The sequence below is a fragment of the Domibacillus enclensis genome, assembly GCF_900156125.1.
Taxonomy (GTDB): Bacteria; Bacillota; Bacilli; order Bacillales; family Domibacillaceae; genus Domibacillus; species Domibacillus enclensis.
Window position 1 is genome coordinate 1 of the sequence record NZ_FTLX01000011.1, and the last position, 15,510, is coordinate 15,510.

At 44.2% G+C, this 15,510-nt stretch carries 18 protein-coding genes; 7 read left to right on the plus strand and 11 right to left on the minus strand.

Going from position 1 to position 15,510, the window contains the following annotated elements:
- Positions 1-119: 119 nt before the first annotated feature.
- Both BW952_RS17100 and BW952_RS17105 read right to left on the minus strand, forming a co-directional pair.
- Positions 120-326, minus strand: a complete 207-nt coding sequence (locus tag BW952_RS17100; RefSeq protein ID WP_045850784.1) for a hypothetical protein — start codon at positions 324-326, stop codon at positions 120-122.
- A 71-nt stretch (positions 327-397) separates the two neighbouring features.
- Complete coding sequence (locus tag BW952_RS17105; protein WP_045850783.1) at positions 398-772, minus strand: hypothetical protein; 375 nt, start codon at positions 770-772, stop codon at positions 398-400.
- 414 nt (positions 773-1,186) lie between these two features.
- On the opposite strand from BW952_RS17105, the gene BW952_RS17110 reads away from it, so the two are divergent.
- The 4 genes from BW952_RS17110 to BW952_RS17125 all read left to right on the plus strand — a co-directional run bounded on the left by BW952_RS17110 (position 1,187) and on the right by BW952_RS17125 (position 4,985).
- Positions 1,187-1,381, plus strand: coding sequence for an aspartyl-phosphate phosphatase Spo0E family protein (locus BW952_RS17110; RefSeq protein WP_045850782.1), 195 nt, complete (start codon positions 1,187-1,189; stop codon positions 1,379-1,381).
- A 462-nt stretch (positions 1,382-1,843) separates the two neighbouring features.
- On the plus strand, positions 1,844-2,032 hold the full coding sequence (locus tag BW952_RS17115; protein ID WP_045850781.1) for a hypothetical protein: 189 nt from the start codon (positions 1,844-1,846) through the stop codon (positions 2,030-2,032).
- 503 nt (positions 2,033-2,535) lie between these two features.
- Positions 2,536-3,087: a helix-turn-helix domain-containing protein gene (locus BW952_RS17120; protein ID WP_045850780.1), complete on the plus strand. Its 552-nt coding sequence runs from the start codon at positions 2,536-2,538 to the stop codon at positions 3,085-3,087.
- 572 nt (positions 3,088-3,659) lie between these two features.
- Positions 3,660-4,985: a hypothetical protein gene (locus BW952_RS17125; protein ID WP_045850779.1), complete on the plus strand. Its 1,326-nt coding sequence runs from the start codon at positions 3,660-3,662 to the stop codon at positions 4,983-4,985.
- 1,096 nt (positions 4,986-6,081) lie between these two features.
- Here BW952_RS17125 and BW952_RS17130 read toward each other — a convergent pair.
- Complete coding sequence (locus BW952_RS17130) at positions 6,082-6,381, minus strand: hypothetical protein (protein WP_045850778.1); 300 nt, start codon at positions 6,379-6,381, stop codon at positions 6,082-6,084.
- Between the two features lie 231 nt (positions 6,382-6,612).
- Positions 6,613-6,789, minus strand: a complete 177-nt coding sequence (locus tag BW952_RS19545; protein ID WP_156149420.1) for a hypothetical protein — start codon at positions 6,787-6,789, stop codon at positions 6,613-6,615.
- Between the two features lie 101 nt (positions 6,790-6,890).
- Between BW952_RS19545 and BW952_RS17135 the strand changes: the two genes are divergently transcribed.
- Positions 6,891-7,388, plus strand: a complete 498-nt coding sequence (locus tag BW952_RS17135) for a hypothetical protein (RefSeq protein ID WP_052698439.1) — start codon at positions 6,891-6,893, stop codon at positions 7,386-7,388.
- Positions 7,389-7,779: 391 nt separating this feature from the next.
- On the opposite strand, the gene BW952_RS17145 is transcribed toward BW952_RS17135, so the two are convergent.
- From BW952_RS17145 to BW952_RS17165, 5 genes are all read right to left on the minus strand, one after another.
- Entirely contained in the window at positions 7,780-8,349 is a 570-nt protein-coding gene (locus BW952_RS17145) for a site-specific integrase (protein ID WP_094032004.1), read from the minus strand.
- A 144-nt stretch (positions 8,350-8,493) separates the two neighbouring features.
- Positions 8,494-9,183, minus strand: a complete 690-nt coding sequence (locus tag BW952_RS17150; protein WP_045850777.1) for an N-acetylmuramoyl-L-alanine amidase family protein — start codon at positions 9,181-9,183, stop codon at positions 8,494-8,496.
- Between the two features lie 47 nt (positions 9,184-9,230).
- Positions 9,231-9,362: a YvrJ family protein gene (locus tag BW952_RS17155; protein WP_076496360.1), complete on the minus strand. Its 132-nt coding sequence runs from the start codon at positions 9,360-9,362 to the stop codon at positions 9,231-9,233.
- Between the two features lie 61 nt (positions 9,363-9,423).
- The gene (locus BW952_RS17160; protein WP_045850776.1) at positions 9,424-9,636 is read right to left on the minus strand and encodes a DUF2922 domain-containing protein; all 213 of its coding nucleotides are present in this window, start codon (positions 9,634-9,636) and stop codon (positions 9,424-9,426) included.
- Between the two features lie 34 nt (positions 9,637-9,670).
- Positions 9,671-9,886: a DUF1659 domain-containing protein gene (locus tag BW952_RS17165; RefSeq protein WP_045850775.1), complete on the minus strand. Its 216-nt coding sequence runs from the start codon at positions 9,884-9,886 to the stop codon at positions 9,671-9,673.
- Positions 9,887-10,586: 700 nt separating this feature from the next.
- Here BW952_RS17165 and BW952_RS17170 point away from each other — a divergent pair.
- A complete protein-coding gene (locus BW952_RS17170; protein ID WP_082084598.1) occupies positions 10,587-11,315 on the plus strand; it encodes a MerR family transcriptional regulator in 729 nt (242 codons plus the stop codon).
- A gap of 144 nt (positions 11,316-11,459) precedes the next feature.
- Here the strand turns inward: BW952_RS17170 and BW952_RS17175 are convergent, their stop codons facing one another.
- Positions 11,460-11,888, minus strand: coding sequence for a hypothetical protein (locus BW952_RS17175; RefSeq protein ID WP_045850774.1), 429 nt, complete (start codon positions 11,886-11,888; stop codon positions 11,460-11,462).
- Positions 11,881-12,699, minus strand: coding sequence for a ParA family protein (locus BW952_RS17180; protein WP_045850773.1), 819 nt, complete (start codon positions 12,697-12,699; stop codon positions 11,881-11,883). The genes BW952_RS17175 and BW952_RS17180 overlap by 8 nt, the downstream gene beginning before the upstream one ends.
- A gap of 743 nt (positions 12,700-13,442) precedes the next feature.
- Here BW952_RS17180 and BW952_RS17185 point away from each other — a divergent pair.
- Entirely contained in the window at positions 13,443-14,333 is an 891-nt protein-coding gene (locus BW952_RS17185) for a helix-turn-helix domain-containing protein (protein WP_052698438.1), read from the plus strand.
- Positions 14,334-15,510 lie beyond the last annotated feature (1,177 nt).

The window sequence follows — 15,510 nt, forward strand, 5'->3', positions numbered from 1 at the left end:
ATAATAATAGCAGTAACGCTGATTCTACGTGGGGGCGGCAAGCCTTTGGCTACATGCCTCTGACGCTTTTGGGTTTGTTCAAAATCAGTCACTACAGCACGTTTTTAACGTGCCAAGGCCTAAGCCCTGTATAAGTAAAGAGTGATTACCCTGTTTTCTTTTACTACATAAAGCAATCCATTGATATACCGCTTTTCCACACCATCTATAGCATAGAGAAGGATACTGTTCTTTAAGTCCTCCAAAATAAAGCTGTAAATGAAATCAACAGGCGCCTCTGTCACTCGCTCACGAAAACGCTCAATGCAATGTTTTGTAATGGTCACCGTGCATCTCCTCCAGATATAAAAGATTTTTGATTCTCAGAAATTCCGACGGAGTCGGGTGCGGGACTCTTTTACGAGTCCCAGTCAAACATGCAGTCCGTGCAGATATCATTCGCTACAATCCCGCCGCAGATCTGGCACCGGTAAGAAGTACTGTATAAAGGATCTACAGCATAACCGATCCCGGACATGCCAACAGCCATGTGAAAGTCATCCATGGAAATGTGCAGATCCTCGTCTGTCTCCTCGTCTATCCCCACCTCTGCTCCATCGAGCTCTTCTATATCCAAAATCAGATAACCTTTAAAGACAGTGGCCCAGTTCATTTCAAGATTTGCCACTCTCCAGGCTTTTTTATGGGGAAGCACATTAAGGTGCCATACGTATTGAATGTGATTGGAATCTTCGACAAGCACTGTATATCGGTGATACGGACGAATTAGCATAAAATCTCTCCTTATTATTTATAGTTAAAAAGAAGGCGCTAGACGCCCCGGTGCGACCAGGGATCGCCCGAACATAAAAATAAGACCACTCCGCATATGCAGAGTGGTCTTATTTTTACTGAGCCATCATGAATCCAATATGGAGACAGCAGTATGAATTTCTACAAAAAACTCCTGATGTTCATACCGCAGAAACACTTCTGAGCATACTTTCGAAAGCGCGAGGTACGAGACGTTGTAAGTACCTCAAGTGGCATACTGCAAACGTGGTAGCATTAAAAAGAAGGATTAACACTTTTAATTCTGACCTCACAGATAAAAATTTCAGTTATTCGGAAAAACTTTATTTCCTTTTAATCTACTAATAAACTATAATTTACCTAATATAGAGGACGATGACAACGGAGGCTGCACATGGAGCATAGATCCGCCAGTACAGAAACGCTCCGGAAACGGATTGAAGCACAGCGCCAGATCATGATCCGGGCAGGCCAGCTGCACGGACTAACGGCCCACATCACAATCATGCACAGTGAAACGCTGGATCAGCTGATCATTGAATACCAGTACGCAAAGAGAATGAATTCTGCCGGCAGCGCTGCAGGATGATCGGATCGCAAAACCGGCTCTCCGTCACCCTGCACGCGCCGCTCCGGTACTAAACCGCCCGATAACAACGGACTGCACGGCTGCCGCCTGCATTCCGTAAGTTCCTGGCCGGTTTGCGCTATGCGCCGCACCGGACGGGCCGGAAAACCTTAAGATCAAAATGGGAAAGGCTCAGCCGTTCTGCCGAACCGCTGAGCCTTTTATTTGTATTTACATGCACAAGCGCAGAAGCCCTTCTGGGGGTAGCGTCAGGAAAATGAGAATTTACAACGTTAAGCAATTTGATACAAGTCTTATGAGACATTGTAAATCCTAATTTAGAGGTATTTTGGATATGTCTCAATAGTCTTTACTCTATTGAGATTGTGAAGGTTTCTACTTAAACTAACGAAGCAGTTTAGTTACTATTGCTGTATAATCAATATTTAGATACGCTATTTAAATCGGAAGGGGAGGAAACTTATGGAAAAGTATATTTGTAATGAGTGTGGAGGAGAATTCTCCAAAAATCAACTCGATTCAGAATTACTGATAGATGGTGAGTCTTTTTGTAAAGACTGTGCTAGCAGCTTAATGGAAGCTGGAAGAGACTCTGTAGATCCAAATCATAATTTTGATTCGTACGAAGACTGGGATGAAAATGGACGTTAACTAACATAATAGAAGTATTAAGAGTAGACCCCAATATAGTTGGTTAAGACTTTTTATTATTTCTTTGCTTACTATATGGGTGCTTTAGTTCAACAGTCGATTCCTTGAAATCGGCTTTTTTTATGGGTAAAAGTTTCCTTATCGTTGTAAATCTGCATTTTCCTGACGCTACCCCTTCTGGAAGAACAGTCAGTTGCCATCCGATGTATCGCACTAAACATTTCCTTTGTACCCCAGTAAGACATTACCGCAGCGACTCCTTCCATTGCCCGACTTCATCATGCATTCCGGCTAAAACTCCACAACCAACCACTCAAATATCAGCAAATTGGCAGTCCGATCACTTATAGTCTTTTAATACAATGTGCAAAATTCAAATATATTTTTAATGCCTCCAATGATCATAACTATTGACACTGCAACCTTGTTTTAATAATACCACAGTTGTATAATAGTCCTTATAACATATGGGTAGTATTAAAAAGAGGAAGTGAAAAGAAGATATGTACACGGTAGATGAAGCCTTTGAAATTCTAGCTGAGAAGAAAATCACGAGCAGCAAGGAAATCGTCCGCAGATGGCTGCGCAATGGAACGCTTGAAGGGATCAAGCCTAGTTCGCGAAAAGAAGGCTGGCGCATCCCTGAAGAAGCGCTCGAGGTCTTTATTGAAGAGCGGCTTGCCTCTTTTGCTACTACGGTAGTAAGTGAAGAAGAAAAAGAACGGCTGCGGGAAGAAGGCCGTACGCAAATGTGGTACAAAATTGCGGCCAGTGGGATTCGTGAAGGTTATATAGAAGTGACCAAAGGGAAATTTAATCGCTGCATTGAACACCGGCGCTTCGAAAAAGAATTTGCAGATTATGCGTGGAGCCGGATCCAGGGGTATTACCCTTACAATAAAACAAAACCGCGCCTTTACTATTTAGGCGATGCAGCCGAGTTTCATGGGGACCGCGTATTGTTCGATGAAAACTTTGAAGACCTGGAGGAAAAAATTTTGTTTGCAGTCATTGAGCACATTCGGCTTGAAAAAAGAAAAGCCAACAACAATTAATACTGCTGCAATTTCAATAAAATCAAGAACCTTTCTTCGAATAAACGTTTATTCGAAGAAAGGTTCTTTTAAAAAAAGACCCTTCTAACCGTGCTGCTTTCAAAAAGGCAAGGTCCGGGTCGTATTTTTTGAGAAAACCGCTCAAAAAATCTCCACCCTTTCCTCCTTGCCTTTCTGAATTTTTGGCGGGACTGGTAATCCGCCAGGCCGAGCATACCCAAAACGGGGAGCTGCAGGCTGCCCTGTCTTCTCTATTGTACCGCCAAAAACCGCTATTTTTCCGCAGAACGTCTCCTTTCTAACTCCCATTAATGACGCTAAAAAGCCGGCCTCACACTCCAAAACAAGGGTTTTAAACCCATAAAAGAAAAAAAGTTTAAAATATTGTAAATATTTCAATTAAATTGTGAATTTAGGTCGAATTATGCGGTAATATAGATTTGAATTAAAGCGATCTATTCCTATCGCATGATTCTAAAGACCTTTATTAGGATGTCATTACAAAGAATCATCATCCGCACAATTATTCTGCTTTCAGTCGGATGCGTCATATCTTTGATTACGGGGGGACTATGGAGAATTTACTGCGATCGGCCGGCCAGAGGCAGAACCACGTGCTTTTTCATCACGAAAAAGCGGATGGGTGGATCACACTGGCGAAGAAAGAGAAATCGGGTGCCTGGCGCCAGTACCATTACGAACCGGACCAGCTAGCGGAAGAACTGCCGAAATGGACCGGAGAGGATGTGTATTTCAGCCAGAACACGTTTTACAAGCCGCAGCGCCGCATTGAGAACATCCGGCAGCTGCGTGCGCTGTACGTGGACGCCGACTGTTACACGCTTGGGTATGATCCTGAGTGGGTGGCTGGCAAAACAGACCTCGAAATCTTTCAAGGCGTGCTCCCCGAGCCGAATATCATCATTTATTCGGGCAGAGGGCTGGTGTACGTCTGGCTGATCGAGCCGGTTCCTTATAAGGCTCTTCCACTCTGGCAGGCGGTGCAGAATTACTTTTGTGAAAAGCTGAAATACATAGGCGCGGACTCAAAAGCAACTGATGCGACACGAATTTTCCGCATTGATGAAACGGTGAACTCGAAGAACGGAAAAACGGTGCGGACCGACTGCCGGCACCAGCACCGTTATATACTACGCGAGTTGCAAGAAGAATATTTGCCGGACTTGACCCCCAAGAAGGAGAAGAAACGCGGACGGAAGCCAAAAATTATTCATATACATAACCTGCGGACCCTGCATTATGCCCGGCTGATGGACATTGTAAAACTCATTAAGCTGCGGAACGGAGAAGTGGAAGGACACCGGGAGACGCTGTGCTTCCTGTACAGGTACTGGAGCTGCTGCCTGACGGATGATGCGGCCGATTCCATCAAACAGATGCTGGAGTTCAACGGTGACTTTGCAGTGCCGCTCCAGAAGCGCGAGGTGGTGCGAGCGACAAAAAGCGCAGAAAAGGCCTGGCTTGCAAAGGGGTGCCCAAAGGCAAACGAGGAAGCAGTGAAAAAAGGCTACCCGGCCGCCGGCTATAATTTAAAAAATACCACGATTATTAAGCTGCTCGATATTACAACTCAAGAGCAGGAGCACATGAGTACTCTTATTGACAGCGGAGAGAAACGCAGGAGAAGAGGTGAGAGAGATAAAAGACGCTACCAGAGAAGAAAGGAAGGAAAGCCTTGCCGGAATGAGTACATCAAAGAAGAGAAAAAGAAAACGGCGGATATTATACTGCTGCTGAAGACGACAATGGAGCGGCACCCGCATATGTCCAACCGGAAAATGGCGGCACAGCTAGGGATCAGCGAGTCCTATGTGCGAAAATTAAAGGCTGTTTTGACGCCAAAACAGGTGCGCACTGGTTGTTCACCCTTATATTAAGGGCGATAGCCTGCTTGCCCGATCTGTGGATAACTTGATCACTTGATTGAGAGCTGGTAGACATGGTTAGGAGCTCGGGTTGAATTAAAGGTTTAGTATTTGAATTTAACACATAAAACAAATAATAATAGATGCCGCTTATTCTAAGGTTTTAAGAGGGCTAAGTCCCGCAGCGGGCAGCGGTGGCAAGCGGGAGCGCGCAAATGAGAAACAGAAACTGGCTCTAGCTTTTCATCTGTCACCTCCCTGCCTTTGCCTTTCGCATGATTCGTCCTATAAAGGACTATTTTGCCCCTCCGCGCGACCAGCGCAATACGAGCATGACCAGTGTGTCAAGGGATGATCTGCGCCCTTGACACGCTGGTCCGCCGTCTTGCCTTCAAGCCGGAAAGGTTCGGGTGTCCTAACGGCTTGAAGGCTAGACGGCTTGCGCTGTATTACAATCGCGGTGCGGAAGGCAAAATAAGATTTGGAGCTGTGCGCAGCAAGCGACACGATTTCCGGCACAGCCGGAAATTCTCCATCAAAGCGGATCGCAGCGGCTAGTTCCGGAGTTCGAGCCGGAATCCGTGATGCAGGCCGGCAACGAAGGAAACAGCCGCGGTACTGCAGTGTGGGGTTCACGGATGAGAATGTGTGTTATTAACAATACTGGACTGGTGCGATGCAGATGCTGAGCTGTGCTTGCAGAACGGGCTTCTGCGCTTGAACCCTCAAATATGAATAAGAAGGCGCAGCGGTTCGTCAGAACGGCTGCGCGTTTCCTTTAAAACACAAAGCTGAGCGGCTGGTCCGGGAGCACGTGCCGGAATCTGCGATGCAGGCCGAATGCGGACGGTACAGCCGCGGAGTATACAATTTGTGTACGGTTCGTTTGCTGGGTTATTAATGTAAGGCTGGTGCGAATGTCAAACAGCTGATGAACAAGGGTTAGAAAGGTTTTGCATCAGCGCGAGACTTGCGGCTTGAAATAAAAAGAAACAGCGGTTCAAGTGAACGGCTGTTTCTTTCATTGATTAATTTCATTTCTTTAGGAATACAAAAAAAGCAACTACCCTAAAAACATACGGGCGGTTGCTTTGCCTTTAAACAGCGGTTATACGAATTCGAGATTTTCCACATCAGCTATGGTACATGGATTAGCTGTTTTGTATACAATCTTTTTCCCCTTTAAATCACTCTCTTTTTCTTCGATTTCAAAGGCGACACGATTCTCATCAATTTGATCTTTTCCATAACTCAGCACTTTGTATACTTCTAAAATTTCACCTTTGTAAACAGCCATCAACTCATCTTGGTTATATAAGCGGTCTTGGCTTATTCTCCATGCTCTTCTCACGCGATCCCTTAATCCTTCCTTAGAGTTAGGTACTACATTTACTTTGATAATAATCATCTTATCCCCTTCTTTCTTTGTTTATTCTTTTATTATTCTTATAATATTCTTTTATCATTCTTTTTTCAAGAATAAATTTACAATTCCGAATTAAAATTGGAAAATCCTTTCTATATTCTTGCATTTTTTCTAAGTGCATCAAATTATTATTCATAAGAAAAAGAGGCGTCCCTGTTCAACCGAACAGGGACGCCTCTCTCAATATAGTTCTTCAATATGATACAAACTTGTTTATGATTTTTTCAGATTCATATGCATTTTAACTAGCTTAATAATTTTTTCTTCGGGCATATTAACAGCTAATGATGTTGTTGTTATGGCTTGATTTAGCGACTTACCTGCTTGAATAAGCTCAAGTATCTTTTTAACAACCTCAAGTACAAATGTAATTTTATCAATTTTAGTCATGTTTCCTCTTCCTTTCTTTTGTTATGATTATTTGTACTTAGTATAATGCGTAGCTAACTTTTTTTAGGTAGACAAAAAGTACACATTTTGAGGTGAATGAATTGGTTGATAAAAGAACAGCAATACTGGCTTCCATTCTCAATACTGCAGGAATCACTTCTTACGGAACTCTCAAGTACGAATCATTTATGAAAATCATATTGAATTCTAAAGAAAAAAAGGTGAAAGACATTCTAAGAGAGTACGAAAATGAATTTATTGATCGAAAAGCAAGCCACTTACTTCATGATTTTATTCAGGAAAAAAAGCTGAAAAATGTTGAGGTAATAGAAAGATCTAATGTTACGAAAGATTATTTCTATGCAATATATTCCGGCAAACGGATGCCTGGAAGAGATAAGACACTCCAGTTGGCTTTCGGAATGAGCCTATCTTTAAAAGAAACAAACCTTTTCTTGAAAACAGCCGGTCATAATGAACTTTATGCACGAAACAAGCGTGACTTGATCATTATGGTCTGCCTTAAGGACTGCAAAACTCTTTCTGAAACAGACTATATTTTATATGAGATAGGCTTTGATCCTTTAACACCGGAATAAACTATTTTTCCTCTTCGTCTCGAAGCTTTTTCTCATATGATAAATTCACTACTTAACGATTATTTGTGATATTATTTACTCGTAAAAATGTAAGAAAGTTGGATGTAAATGAATTTAAATCCTTACTATGAGAAGTTTTCCAGTAATCGTTGTAATGAGTGCGGGGACCCTGCAGAAGGTATTCTTTGTGAAGACTGTAAAAGAGATTCGCAGCAACCTGAAGATGTGGATCTCTTTGATGATAGAGGACTTGATGAGTACTGACTCCCTAAAAAGAGAAAAGCTTAAACTTATTTACCACAACTGCTATTCTAAATGAGCCAAATCTGTCAAAATTAAACCTTTCTTCGTTGGAAGAAAGGTTTATTCGAAGAAATATTCTTTTCATCTTTCAAAGCTCCAACCGCATCACCACATCATCCATCTGCTCCTGCGTAATTCCGATATACCGCAGCGTCTCCGCCTGGCTGGAATGGTTCAGCAGCTTCTGGATCATGGCGAGATCGGTGCCCTGCTGGTAGGCGAAGTAGCCGAATGTTTTGCGGAGCGAGTGGGTGCCGATGCGATCAGTGATGCCGATCAGACGGGCCGCCGTGTTTAAGATATCATACGCGTGCTGGCGGCTGATGGGGCCGCCTTTCTGGCTTAGGAAAAGCGGTTCGTCCGGTGCCGGCTGATGGCGTTCTTTTTCTATGTATTGCCGGATGAGCAGACGGGACTTGCTGTTGAGGGCAACGTGGCGCACCTTGCTGGTTTTCTTTTCCTTCAGCTCGATCCGTTCGGCCGGCTCATTTTTTGATGTCCAGACGTCCTGTATGCGGAGTCCCAGCAGATCGCTAATGCGAAGACCTGTGTTGATGCCGAGGACGAACAGGAGCTCATTTCGAAGCGCTGAGGCACGCAGCACTTTTTTCATCGCTTCAATCTTCTGCTTTTCTTTAATCGGCTGGACAATTTCCACTGATTCTCCCCCTTTCAAGGGGATCATTGTGTCAGATTTCCGCCCCTTTTCCGTATTGATAAAAGGAGCTGTCCAGCCCTCGAACAGCCCCGCTTTCTGCTCTTCTTGAAAATCTGACATAACAGGCTTTTGTCCGGTTTTTCCTTATCCCTCTTCCTTCACATAAATCGTCCATCCATATGCTTTTCGCAGCATCTCCGCCTGATTGTCCGCTTCCGCTTGTCCCGTAAACGTGCCGGTGTGAAGGCGGAACAGCCGATTGTCTGCCGCTTGCGCTTTTCTTTCTTTCGCCCCGGCCGCCCGTGCCAGCCCTTCTCCGTACGCCGCTGCCATGCTGTTTAAAAAGGCGTCGGACTTCAGCAGGCGTGCGTCTTCTTTATTTGAAATGAACAGCGTTTCCGTCAAAACCGCCGGCATGGCCGTTTCCCGCAGCACCGCGAAATTTTCGTCCTTCATGCCCCTGTCCAGCACCTCATGCCTGTCCGTTACTTTGACAGCCGCTCCATGCACAAGGATTTGCAGCATCGCCGTTTTGCCTGCCGCACCGTTAAATTTGAACGTTTCAAACCCGCGCGCAGCCGGATTCGCCGCACTGTTAATGTGGAACGAGCAGAACAGGTCCGCTCCCGCCTCATTCGCCAAATCGGCCCGCTCCGACGGGGACAGGTACACGTCCTTTGTCCGTGTATAGATCACGTCGCAGTCATAGCGGCTCGTTAAGTAGGCGCCTGCTTTTACGGCCAGGTGAAGCGTCAGGTCTTTCTCCTGCAGCCCGTGCGCCACCGCTCCTGGATCTTTCCCGCCGTGCCCGGCATCAAGCATCATTTTCACCATTTGAATTCCTCCTTTTTTCATCAAAAAAGAGCACACCCCGGTGCGCTCTACTTAAACGACATGGCCAGGTCGTTAATGGACTGCGTCAGCTGATCCACTTTGGTCTCAATCCGGTTCAGCAGGTAAAAGGTTACGATGATCGGAAATCCGACGTCGCTGATCATACTCATCCAATCCATGCGCGCTCCCTCCTTTCGATTCATAAAAAAGGGAGGCTTCATGCCCCCCCCCCTTTTCTGGTTACAGGACGATATCCTGTGTATTACGCTCAACAATGCGTGCATCAATCACGCCTGTTAAGTAGCCTTTTGTGGAAAAAAACACATCAGCTGCAATGATCTGTTCCATTGCGGCCTTTACCTGAACCGGATCAACCGGCTCTTTCGGATTGCGAATCATCAGTTTCGTTTCGCCGCCCGTCGCTGTGAAATTCAACTCAAGCACCTTTGCCATCTGAACTCCTCCTTTCAAACCGTATTTTTATTGATTAGTTAATGTCGTTTACTGCGGTTGTCTGCACTTCAACCATATCGATTTCCGCGTACAAGCTGGCAAGTGCCGCTGCGGCTGCGTAAATCGAATCCGCATCTGCATTCAAGTCCACGTTTGCATACGTGTAATTCTTGAAAATCTGCTTTCCGTCCGTGTTGATGCCGCCGTCAAGCTTCATCACCAGGCTTTTTTTCTGTAAATATTCCTGCATCTTTACCCCTCCTTTCTTCTACAAGGCTCACTTTACCGGCTGCAGGGGCTTCGATCAAAAGGGGTTTTAGCTTAAAAAACAGCATTTAGCCGCGGTCTTTCATTTATTTGAAGGGAATGTGTAGGAAACAGACGAGCAGAAAATTCGGAGATGGTTTTTTGTTCATGAAAAAAGACCTCATCCTTGTTTCGAGAAGGAGTGAAGTCTTTTTCAATCAGATATTCATTAGGGGAACACAAAGGATGATTTATCGTACGAATCTTTTTCACAGTGTTTTACGTATTTGTTAGTATAAGGAACGGAAAAATACATATCACATCTGTGATCGCTGCTTAAAATCCAATAAAAAATGAAGAGGTGTTGTGATGTCGGCCGTACTATTTATGTTCATTCATCTTGTAATCGGCTTGTGGTTACTATTTAAGTTCAGAGAATTGCCCAAGCCTCTTTTTACGTTTATAAGCGTTTTTTCTGTCCTGAGCTTCATTTACTGGTCAACGGTCGCGATACGGACGTTTCTTGCGTAAGTTTTATATAATAGTTTCAACGTACTGTTGATTAATATAGGAGTGCCTTTTTATTTGGAGCAGTCCTTTTTGATGTATTCAAAAAAATGATAAAAGGGCTTGAACCTTACGCAACGTAATGATTTATATTGAAGTTACCGGTAATAAAGCTAGCATAACAAAAGGAGCTGGTTATGAAAAAGCAATGGAAAGTAGGCGAGCTTGCAAAGTTAACAGGATTAACCGTAAGAACATTGCGCTATTATGATCAGATTGGTTTATTTTCTCCTTCTGATCACTCTAATTCTGGTCACCGGCTTTATAACAAGTCGGATATTTTAAAGCTTCAGAACATCCAGTCACTAAAGCAAATTGGCTTGTCATTGGAAGATGTGCAGTCTGTTGTAGATGACAGTAACAGTGAAAGCACATCCCATATCCTGGCCATCCAGATGGCTCGTTTAAAGGAAGACATACGAATTCAGCAAAAACTGTTAAAGGAACTGGAGAATGTGTTAGCGTTGTCGCGAAATAAGCAGCCTTTACAGGTGGAGAATTTAACTAAATTATTGGGAGCGATGAAAATGAATCAGGAAAAATATTTTACGAAAGAGCAACTAGACCAAATGAAAAGTAATTATGAAAAAGCGGATGCAGAAACATTGAGAAGAAGTGAAAAAGAATTCACCTTGATCCTAGAAAAGCTTCGTGGTCATATGCGGAATAGGACCTCTGCGACAGATAAAGAAGTGCAGGAGTTAGCCCGGAAATGGAGTGAAATCGCTAATTCTTTTACTGCGCATGACCCTGAACTGCAAAAAGCAGCCGAAAAGTTTCATGCTGAAAACCCAGGAAATGATTTGCAAAATGGTATGGATGCGGAAATTTATCATTACATCATGAGCGCTTTAAAAGGTAATTGATGAATTTTAATTATACTCTCCCAAAAAAGACGATAATCCTTGAGTTTATTCCTTGGTCAACAGTTTTGGTTGACTGTTCACTCTTCATGAAATAACTTGGGTGTACAGATGATCAGATATACCTGATCATCTGTGCACCCGTGCTTACTTATCGTCTTTTGAAAAATCGCTCATAAAGTGAAACTGCTTCTGCTGCCGCTCCGTCAGCGTATTCTCTACATAATAATCCACCAGTTCGTCGAGGATCGCATACGCTTTCGATTCGTCCATAAACTTGCCCAGGATGTTGATTTTTGTGTGCAGGAGAGCCGGCACTTTGATCGTTTTGGTGGCGTCGTTTTTTCCGACGACCGAGGCACGCTTCTTCACTTCTTGCGGCAGTTCTGATGGAACAGTCATCCGGCCCGATGATTTTGGCTTTGGTACAGCTGCCGGTTTTGTCTTCTCCGGAGCCAGAGCATTCTCCTTTTGATACTTGAACGGGTCTTTATCGTTGAATTTGACCGGCTGGGCGCGCAGACTGTCTTTTCGTTTCACATTCAGCAGCTGCCCTTTTACATTTTTCTCAGTCACTGGCCGGCTCACCGCCTTCAAAGTGCTCTATTTTCTCGAGCATTTCCGCGACAACATCCTGAAACAGCTGGTGGGCCTTTTTGTCATGGTGGTCTTTATATGTGATACCGGTAATATCCCACGCTTTCAGCCGCTCCAGATGCTTCACGTAATTTTCAAAGACATTGTCATCTCCGAACAATTCTTTTGCCCGCTCGACCGTCGCATGGTCCACGCGGCCGCCCGGACGGAGCAGAACCGGCAGTACTCCTGCCACTTGAATATACGCGTCGTATTCATCGATCATGAACTGCAGATAAGAAATGTACGTTTCCGCTCCTTCAAGCGACAGCTCCTGCGCCTGCAGAATAATCAGAACGTAATCCGCTGCCATCATCGCATTATCCGAGTAGTCACTGATCGTCGGCGGCACGTCGATAAAGATATAGTCGTACTTGTCTTTGAGCGGCTCCAGCAGTTTATTCAAGTAAGACACCTGATCGAGGTCTTCCTTGAATCGGCCGTACAGAAATTTCGGCAGGTTTTTAAATGAGACAGCTGCCGGGATTAAGTCCAGGTTGTCGTTAACGCTCATAACAATGTCAGACAGATCCCCTTTTTCAAACCCTTCAAATATAGAAGAAGGGATTTCAGTTATACCGGACGAACGGGCGATCAGCGTTGTCGCATTCGCCTGCGGGTCCATATCGATCAGAAGCACCTTTTTGTTCATCTCGTGCGACAGTTCCCAGGATGCCATGACGGCCACCTTTGTTTTTCCGACGCCGCCTTTAAAATTTCCTACTACGATTGTTTTTGCTGACACATTGATTCCCTCCTCGATCTATTCTCGCACAAGTGTACCTCGCACATTTCTACTTTTGTATATATTAACACAGGTGTACCTTTGCGAGAAGCACTTATGCAAAATGAGAACTTATGTACTTTATCGTTGGTTCGAAATTTGTAACATAATTGTAATATTCGGCACTTCTTCCTCGCATAAGTAGAAATTTCTACTTTTCTACTTATGCGAGAATGACGTCCAATCTCGCATAAGTAGAAATTTCCACCTGTGCTGACCATCAAAACGGCTGGAACCCCTGCTGCATCAATGTTTTGAAAATAAAAAAACGTATGCTTCCTCGCATAAGTAGAAATTTCTACTTTTCCACCTTTGCGAGAATGACGTCCAACCTCACAAAAGTAGAAATTTCCACCTGTGCGAGATTAAATGACGAAAAAGCCGGAACGAGCGGGATTTACAAGAAAGAAGCGGTGCTGTATGGTAAATGGAAATAGAAGAAAAACCCTTACAATTACACAATCTACTAAATTTGGACAAAATAAAAAGGCAAAAGCGCGTTAAGGGGTGTTGGAGCACCCGCTTAACCGTCTATCGTGATACAGCCACGATAAACACCTGCTTTCACCTTAAAGAATCGTTCTGTTTTCATTATACGAAAAACGGAGCCGTTCTTCAACGGTGCGGCATCTCTTTCCGACTGGGCCGGAGAAGGGCGTGTTTATCGTACAACGATAAACACGCCTTTTTTCTATGGAGGAGAGAAACGAATGGGCAAACACATCAAGCTTTCAACAAAACAATTCCAGTTCCTATACAGCTACCCGGCGTACGCCGAAAACCGCAAACAGCAGCAGGAACAGAAACTCCCCCTGCTGGCCAGAGCATCCGCCGCTTACGGTGACGCCTTCTACAACTTAAAAGAAAGCACTCGCAAGGCCGTGGAGATGATCTGCTGGTTCGCAGCGGAAAAAGGCTACTGCTTCGCAAAAGAAGACTATCTGTGCGACCGGTTTGGCATTTCGCCGCGCACTGTCCGTGATATTTTCAAAGTATTGCGCAAAGCCGGTGTAATCTTCACCGTCTACCGCCATTCCACCAGACAGAACGGTCTCGGTGCGCCGGTCCACTTTTTTGCCGATCATCCGCTCTATGAAAAATGGAAAACCAGCTTCTCACTCCCTGACTGCCATGCCGGCTGCCAGGCTGAAAAGGCTGAAATCCCTTGTGAGAGTAAGAACGAACAGCCCAAAAAAGTTTCTACCAAGTATTTATCTTTATCTAAAAAGCTTTTAAAGATCTTACGTAAGAAAACCTGTCTGGATGAATCATTTACACCGAAGAATGTTCCAGAAGACTTTATAAAAGCGGTAAAACCCTTTTTCGGTGAAGCAAAAGAGATCCATACGCTCTGGCAGAAAGCCGAAATCGCCAGCCGGCCGTTTACATTGCTGCGTGATTTAAAGGACTATACAGACCTTGTCACTGATGCCTTTAAACAGTCTGTCTATGCGCTCAAGCACCGGAAGATTAAAAAAGACTTTCATGCGTATTTTTACGGAACGCTCATGAATATGTTCACCTATCAGAAGCGGCGGGAGACCTTTGCGACTCATCCGGTCATCTACAATTGGGTGGATGATGAAGACCTGCCTTATTGACAGAGAGGGATAGATCTGCAGAGAGAAAGAGGTAGAACCAGTCTGGATAAATTTGACCTGTTTTTCAAAGTGGTGATCGGGGCTTATGCTGAATAACACATATGCGCTATTCAGCATAAGCAATAGCCTTCAAGATGTGGCTCAGATGCTTGCGGTGCTGGTGAAACCGTTAGGAAGCTAAAAGCTGAGCTTTGGAGGGGTAATGTAAATAAAATCTTTAGCTAGACGCAGAAAGCCGTAATCAACTAAGTGGTCAAACAAAAAAAGCCCCCACATTTGAGGGCTTTTCTATGTGTGCCAGGCATGGCAACTATCTAGGTGGTGAAAGTCCACTGTGTGGTACACATCGACCAACCACTAAGGAAGCGCAAAATGCTTATCGTTAGGTAAGGGCTGGAGGAAGCGTGGAATAAAATCTTGGCTCGACGAACAGAAACCTGATACGAAAGCTCTTCAAAGGGATAAGGCTCCATAACAAGTCAAAGTCCAAAAGGTGTGCGTAACTTTGTTGGGTAAATCAGGCGAGTAAAAGAGGAAAGATAGTTGTCTTACCCTGGGAGGTCTTGCGAATGCAAAAAATGTAGTCGAAAAAGGTTAATCGCAAGAAGTCAGCAAAAGCCATAGTAGTGAAGAAATTCACGAAGGGCTGAACAATTTAAAGTGTTTCAAAGCCGCGAGTGCGTAAGTGATGAACTCCGAATGTGTTGCGGGTGAAAGTATGAGCGTATCCCAGAGGACAACCCAAAATGGAGCTATCGCTTACTACGCGAGAGGAAGGGATAAGGGAGAAACGAGTGTGAACCTTTTAGAGCAGATTCTAAGTAACCAGAACATGGAATGAGGCCTACTTGCGTGTTTACAGAAATAAAGGGGCAAGTGGGGTCGACGGAATAACGGTCGATGAACTAAAGAATATTCAAGACAAAATCCCAGTGACACGCGTAGTCTGTTCAAAAACGCCCATGAACCCTTGTTACTACTGGGTTCACGGGCATTTCATTTGCCTATTTACTGTCGGGATCGGGTTAAAAACGCCACTAAAAAAACATCATAGTTGTCAGTGACACATTATAGTTCAGAGTGGATAGATAAGAAACCAACTGGGAATTAGTGAATAGTTTTTTTGAAAAAACGTTTCTTAAAATAAACAAAGTGGCGGATTTTTTCTTTCAATTTT

Coding starts and splice junctions, on each gene's coding strand:
- BW952_RS17115 (WP_045850781.1), top strand. CDS start 1,844: ATGGAAAAGTATATTTGTAATGAGTGTGGAGGAGAATTCTCCAAAAAT.
- BW952_RS17165 (WP_045850775.1), bottom strand. CDS start 9,886: ATGCAGGAATATTTACAGAAAAAAAGCCTGGTGATGAAGCTTGACGGC.
- BW952_RS17150 (WP_045850777.1), bottom strand. CDS start 9,183: ATGGTGAAAATGATGCTTGATGCCGGGCACGGCGGGAAAGATCCAGGA.
- BW952_RS17160 (WP_045850776.1), bottom strand. CDS start 9,636: ATGGCAAAGGTGCTTGAGTTGAATTTCACAGCGACGGGCGGCGAAACG.
- BW952_RS17105 (WP_045850783.1), bottom strand. CDS start 772: ATGCTAATTCGTCCGTATCACCGATATACAGTGCTTGTCGAAGATTCC.
- BW952_RS17155 (WP_076496360.1), bottom strand. CDS start 9,362: ATGGATTGGATGAGTATGATCAGCGACGTCGGATTTCCGATCATCGTA.
- BW952_RS17185 (WP_052698438.1), top strand. CDS start 13,443: ATGGGCAAACACATCAAGCTTTCAACAAAACAATTCCAGTTCCTATAC.
- BW952_RS17110 (WP_045850782.1), top strand. CDS start 1,187: ATGGAGCATAGATCCGCCAGTACAGAAACGCTCCGGAAACGGATTGAA.
- BW952_RS17125 (WP_045850779.1), top strand. CDS start 3,660: ATGGAGAATTTACTGCGATCGGCCGGCCAGAGGCAGAACCACGTGCTT.
- BW952_RS17170 (WP_082084598.1), top strand. CDS start 10,587: ATGAAAAAGCAATGGAAAGTAGGCGAGCTTGCAAAGTTAACAGGATTA.
- BW952_RS17130 (WP_045850778.1), bottom strand. CDS start 6,381: ATGATTATTATCAAAGTAAATGTAGTACCTAACTCTAAGGAAGGATTA.
- BW952_RS17120 (WP_045850780.1), top strand. CDS start 2,536: ATGTACACGGTAGATGAAGCCTTTGAAATTCTAGCTGAGAAGAAAATC.
- BW952_RS19545 (WP_156149420.1), bottom strand. CDS start 6,789: ATGACTAAAATTGATAAAATTACATTTGTACTTGAGGTTGTTAAAAAG.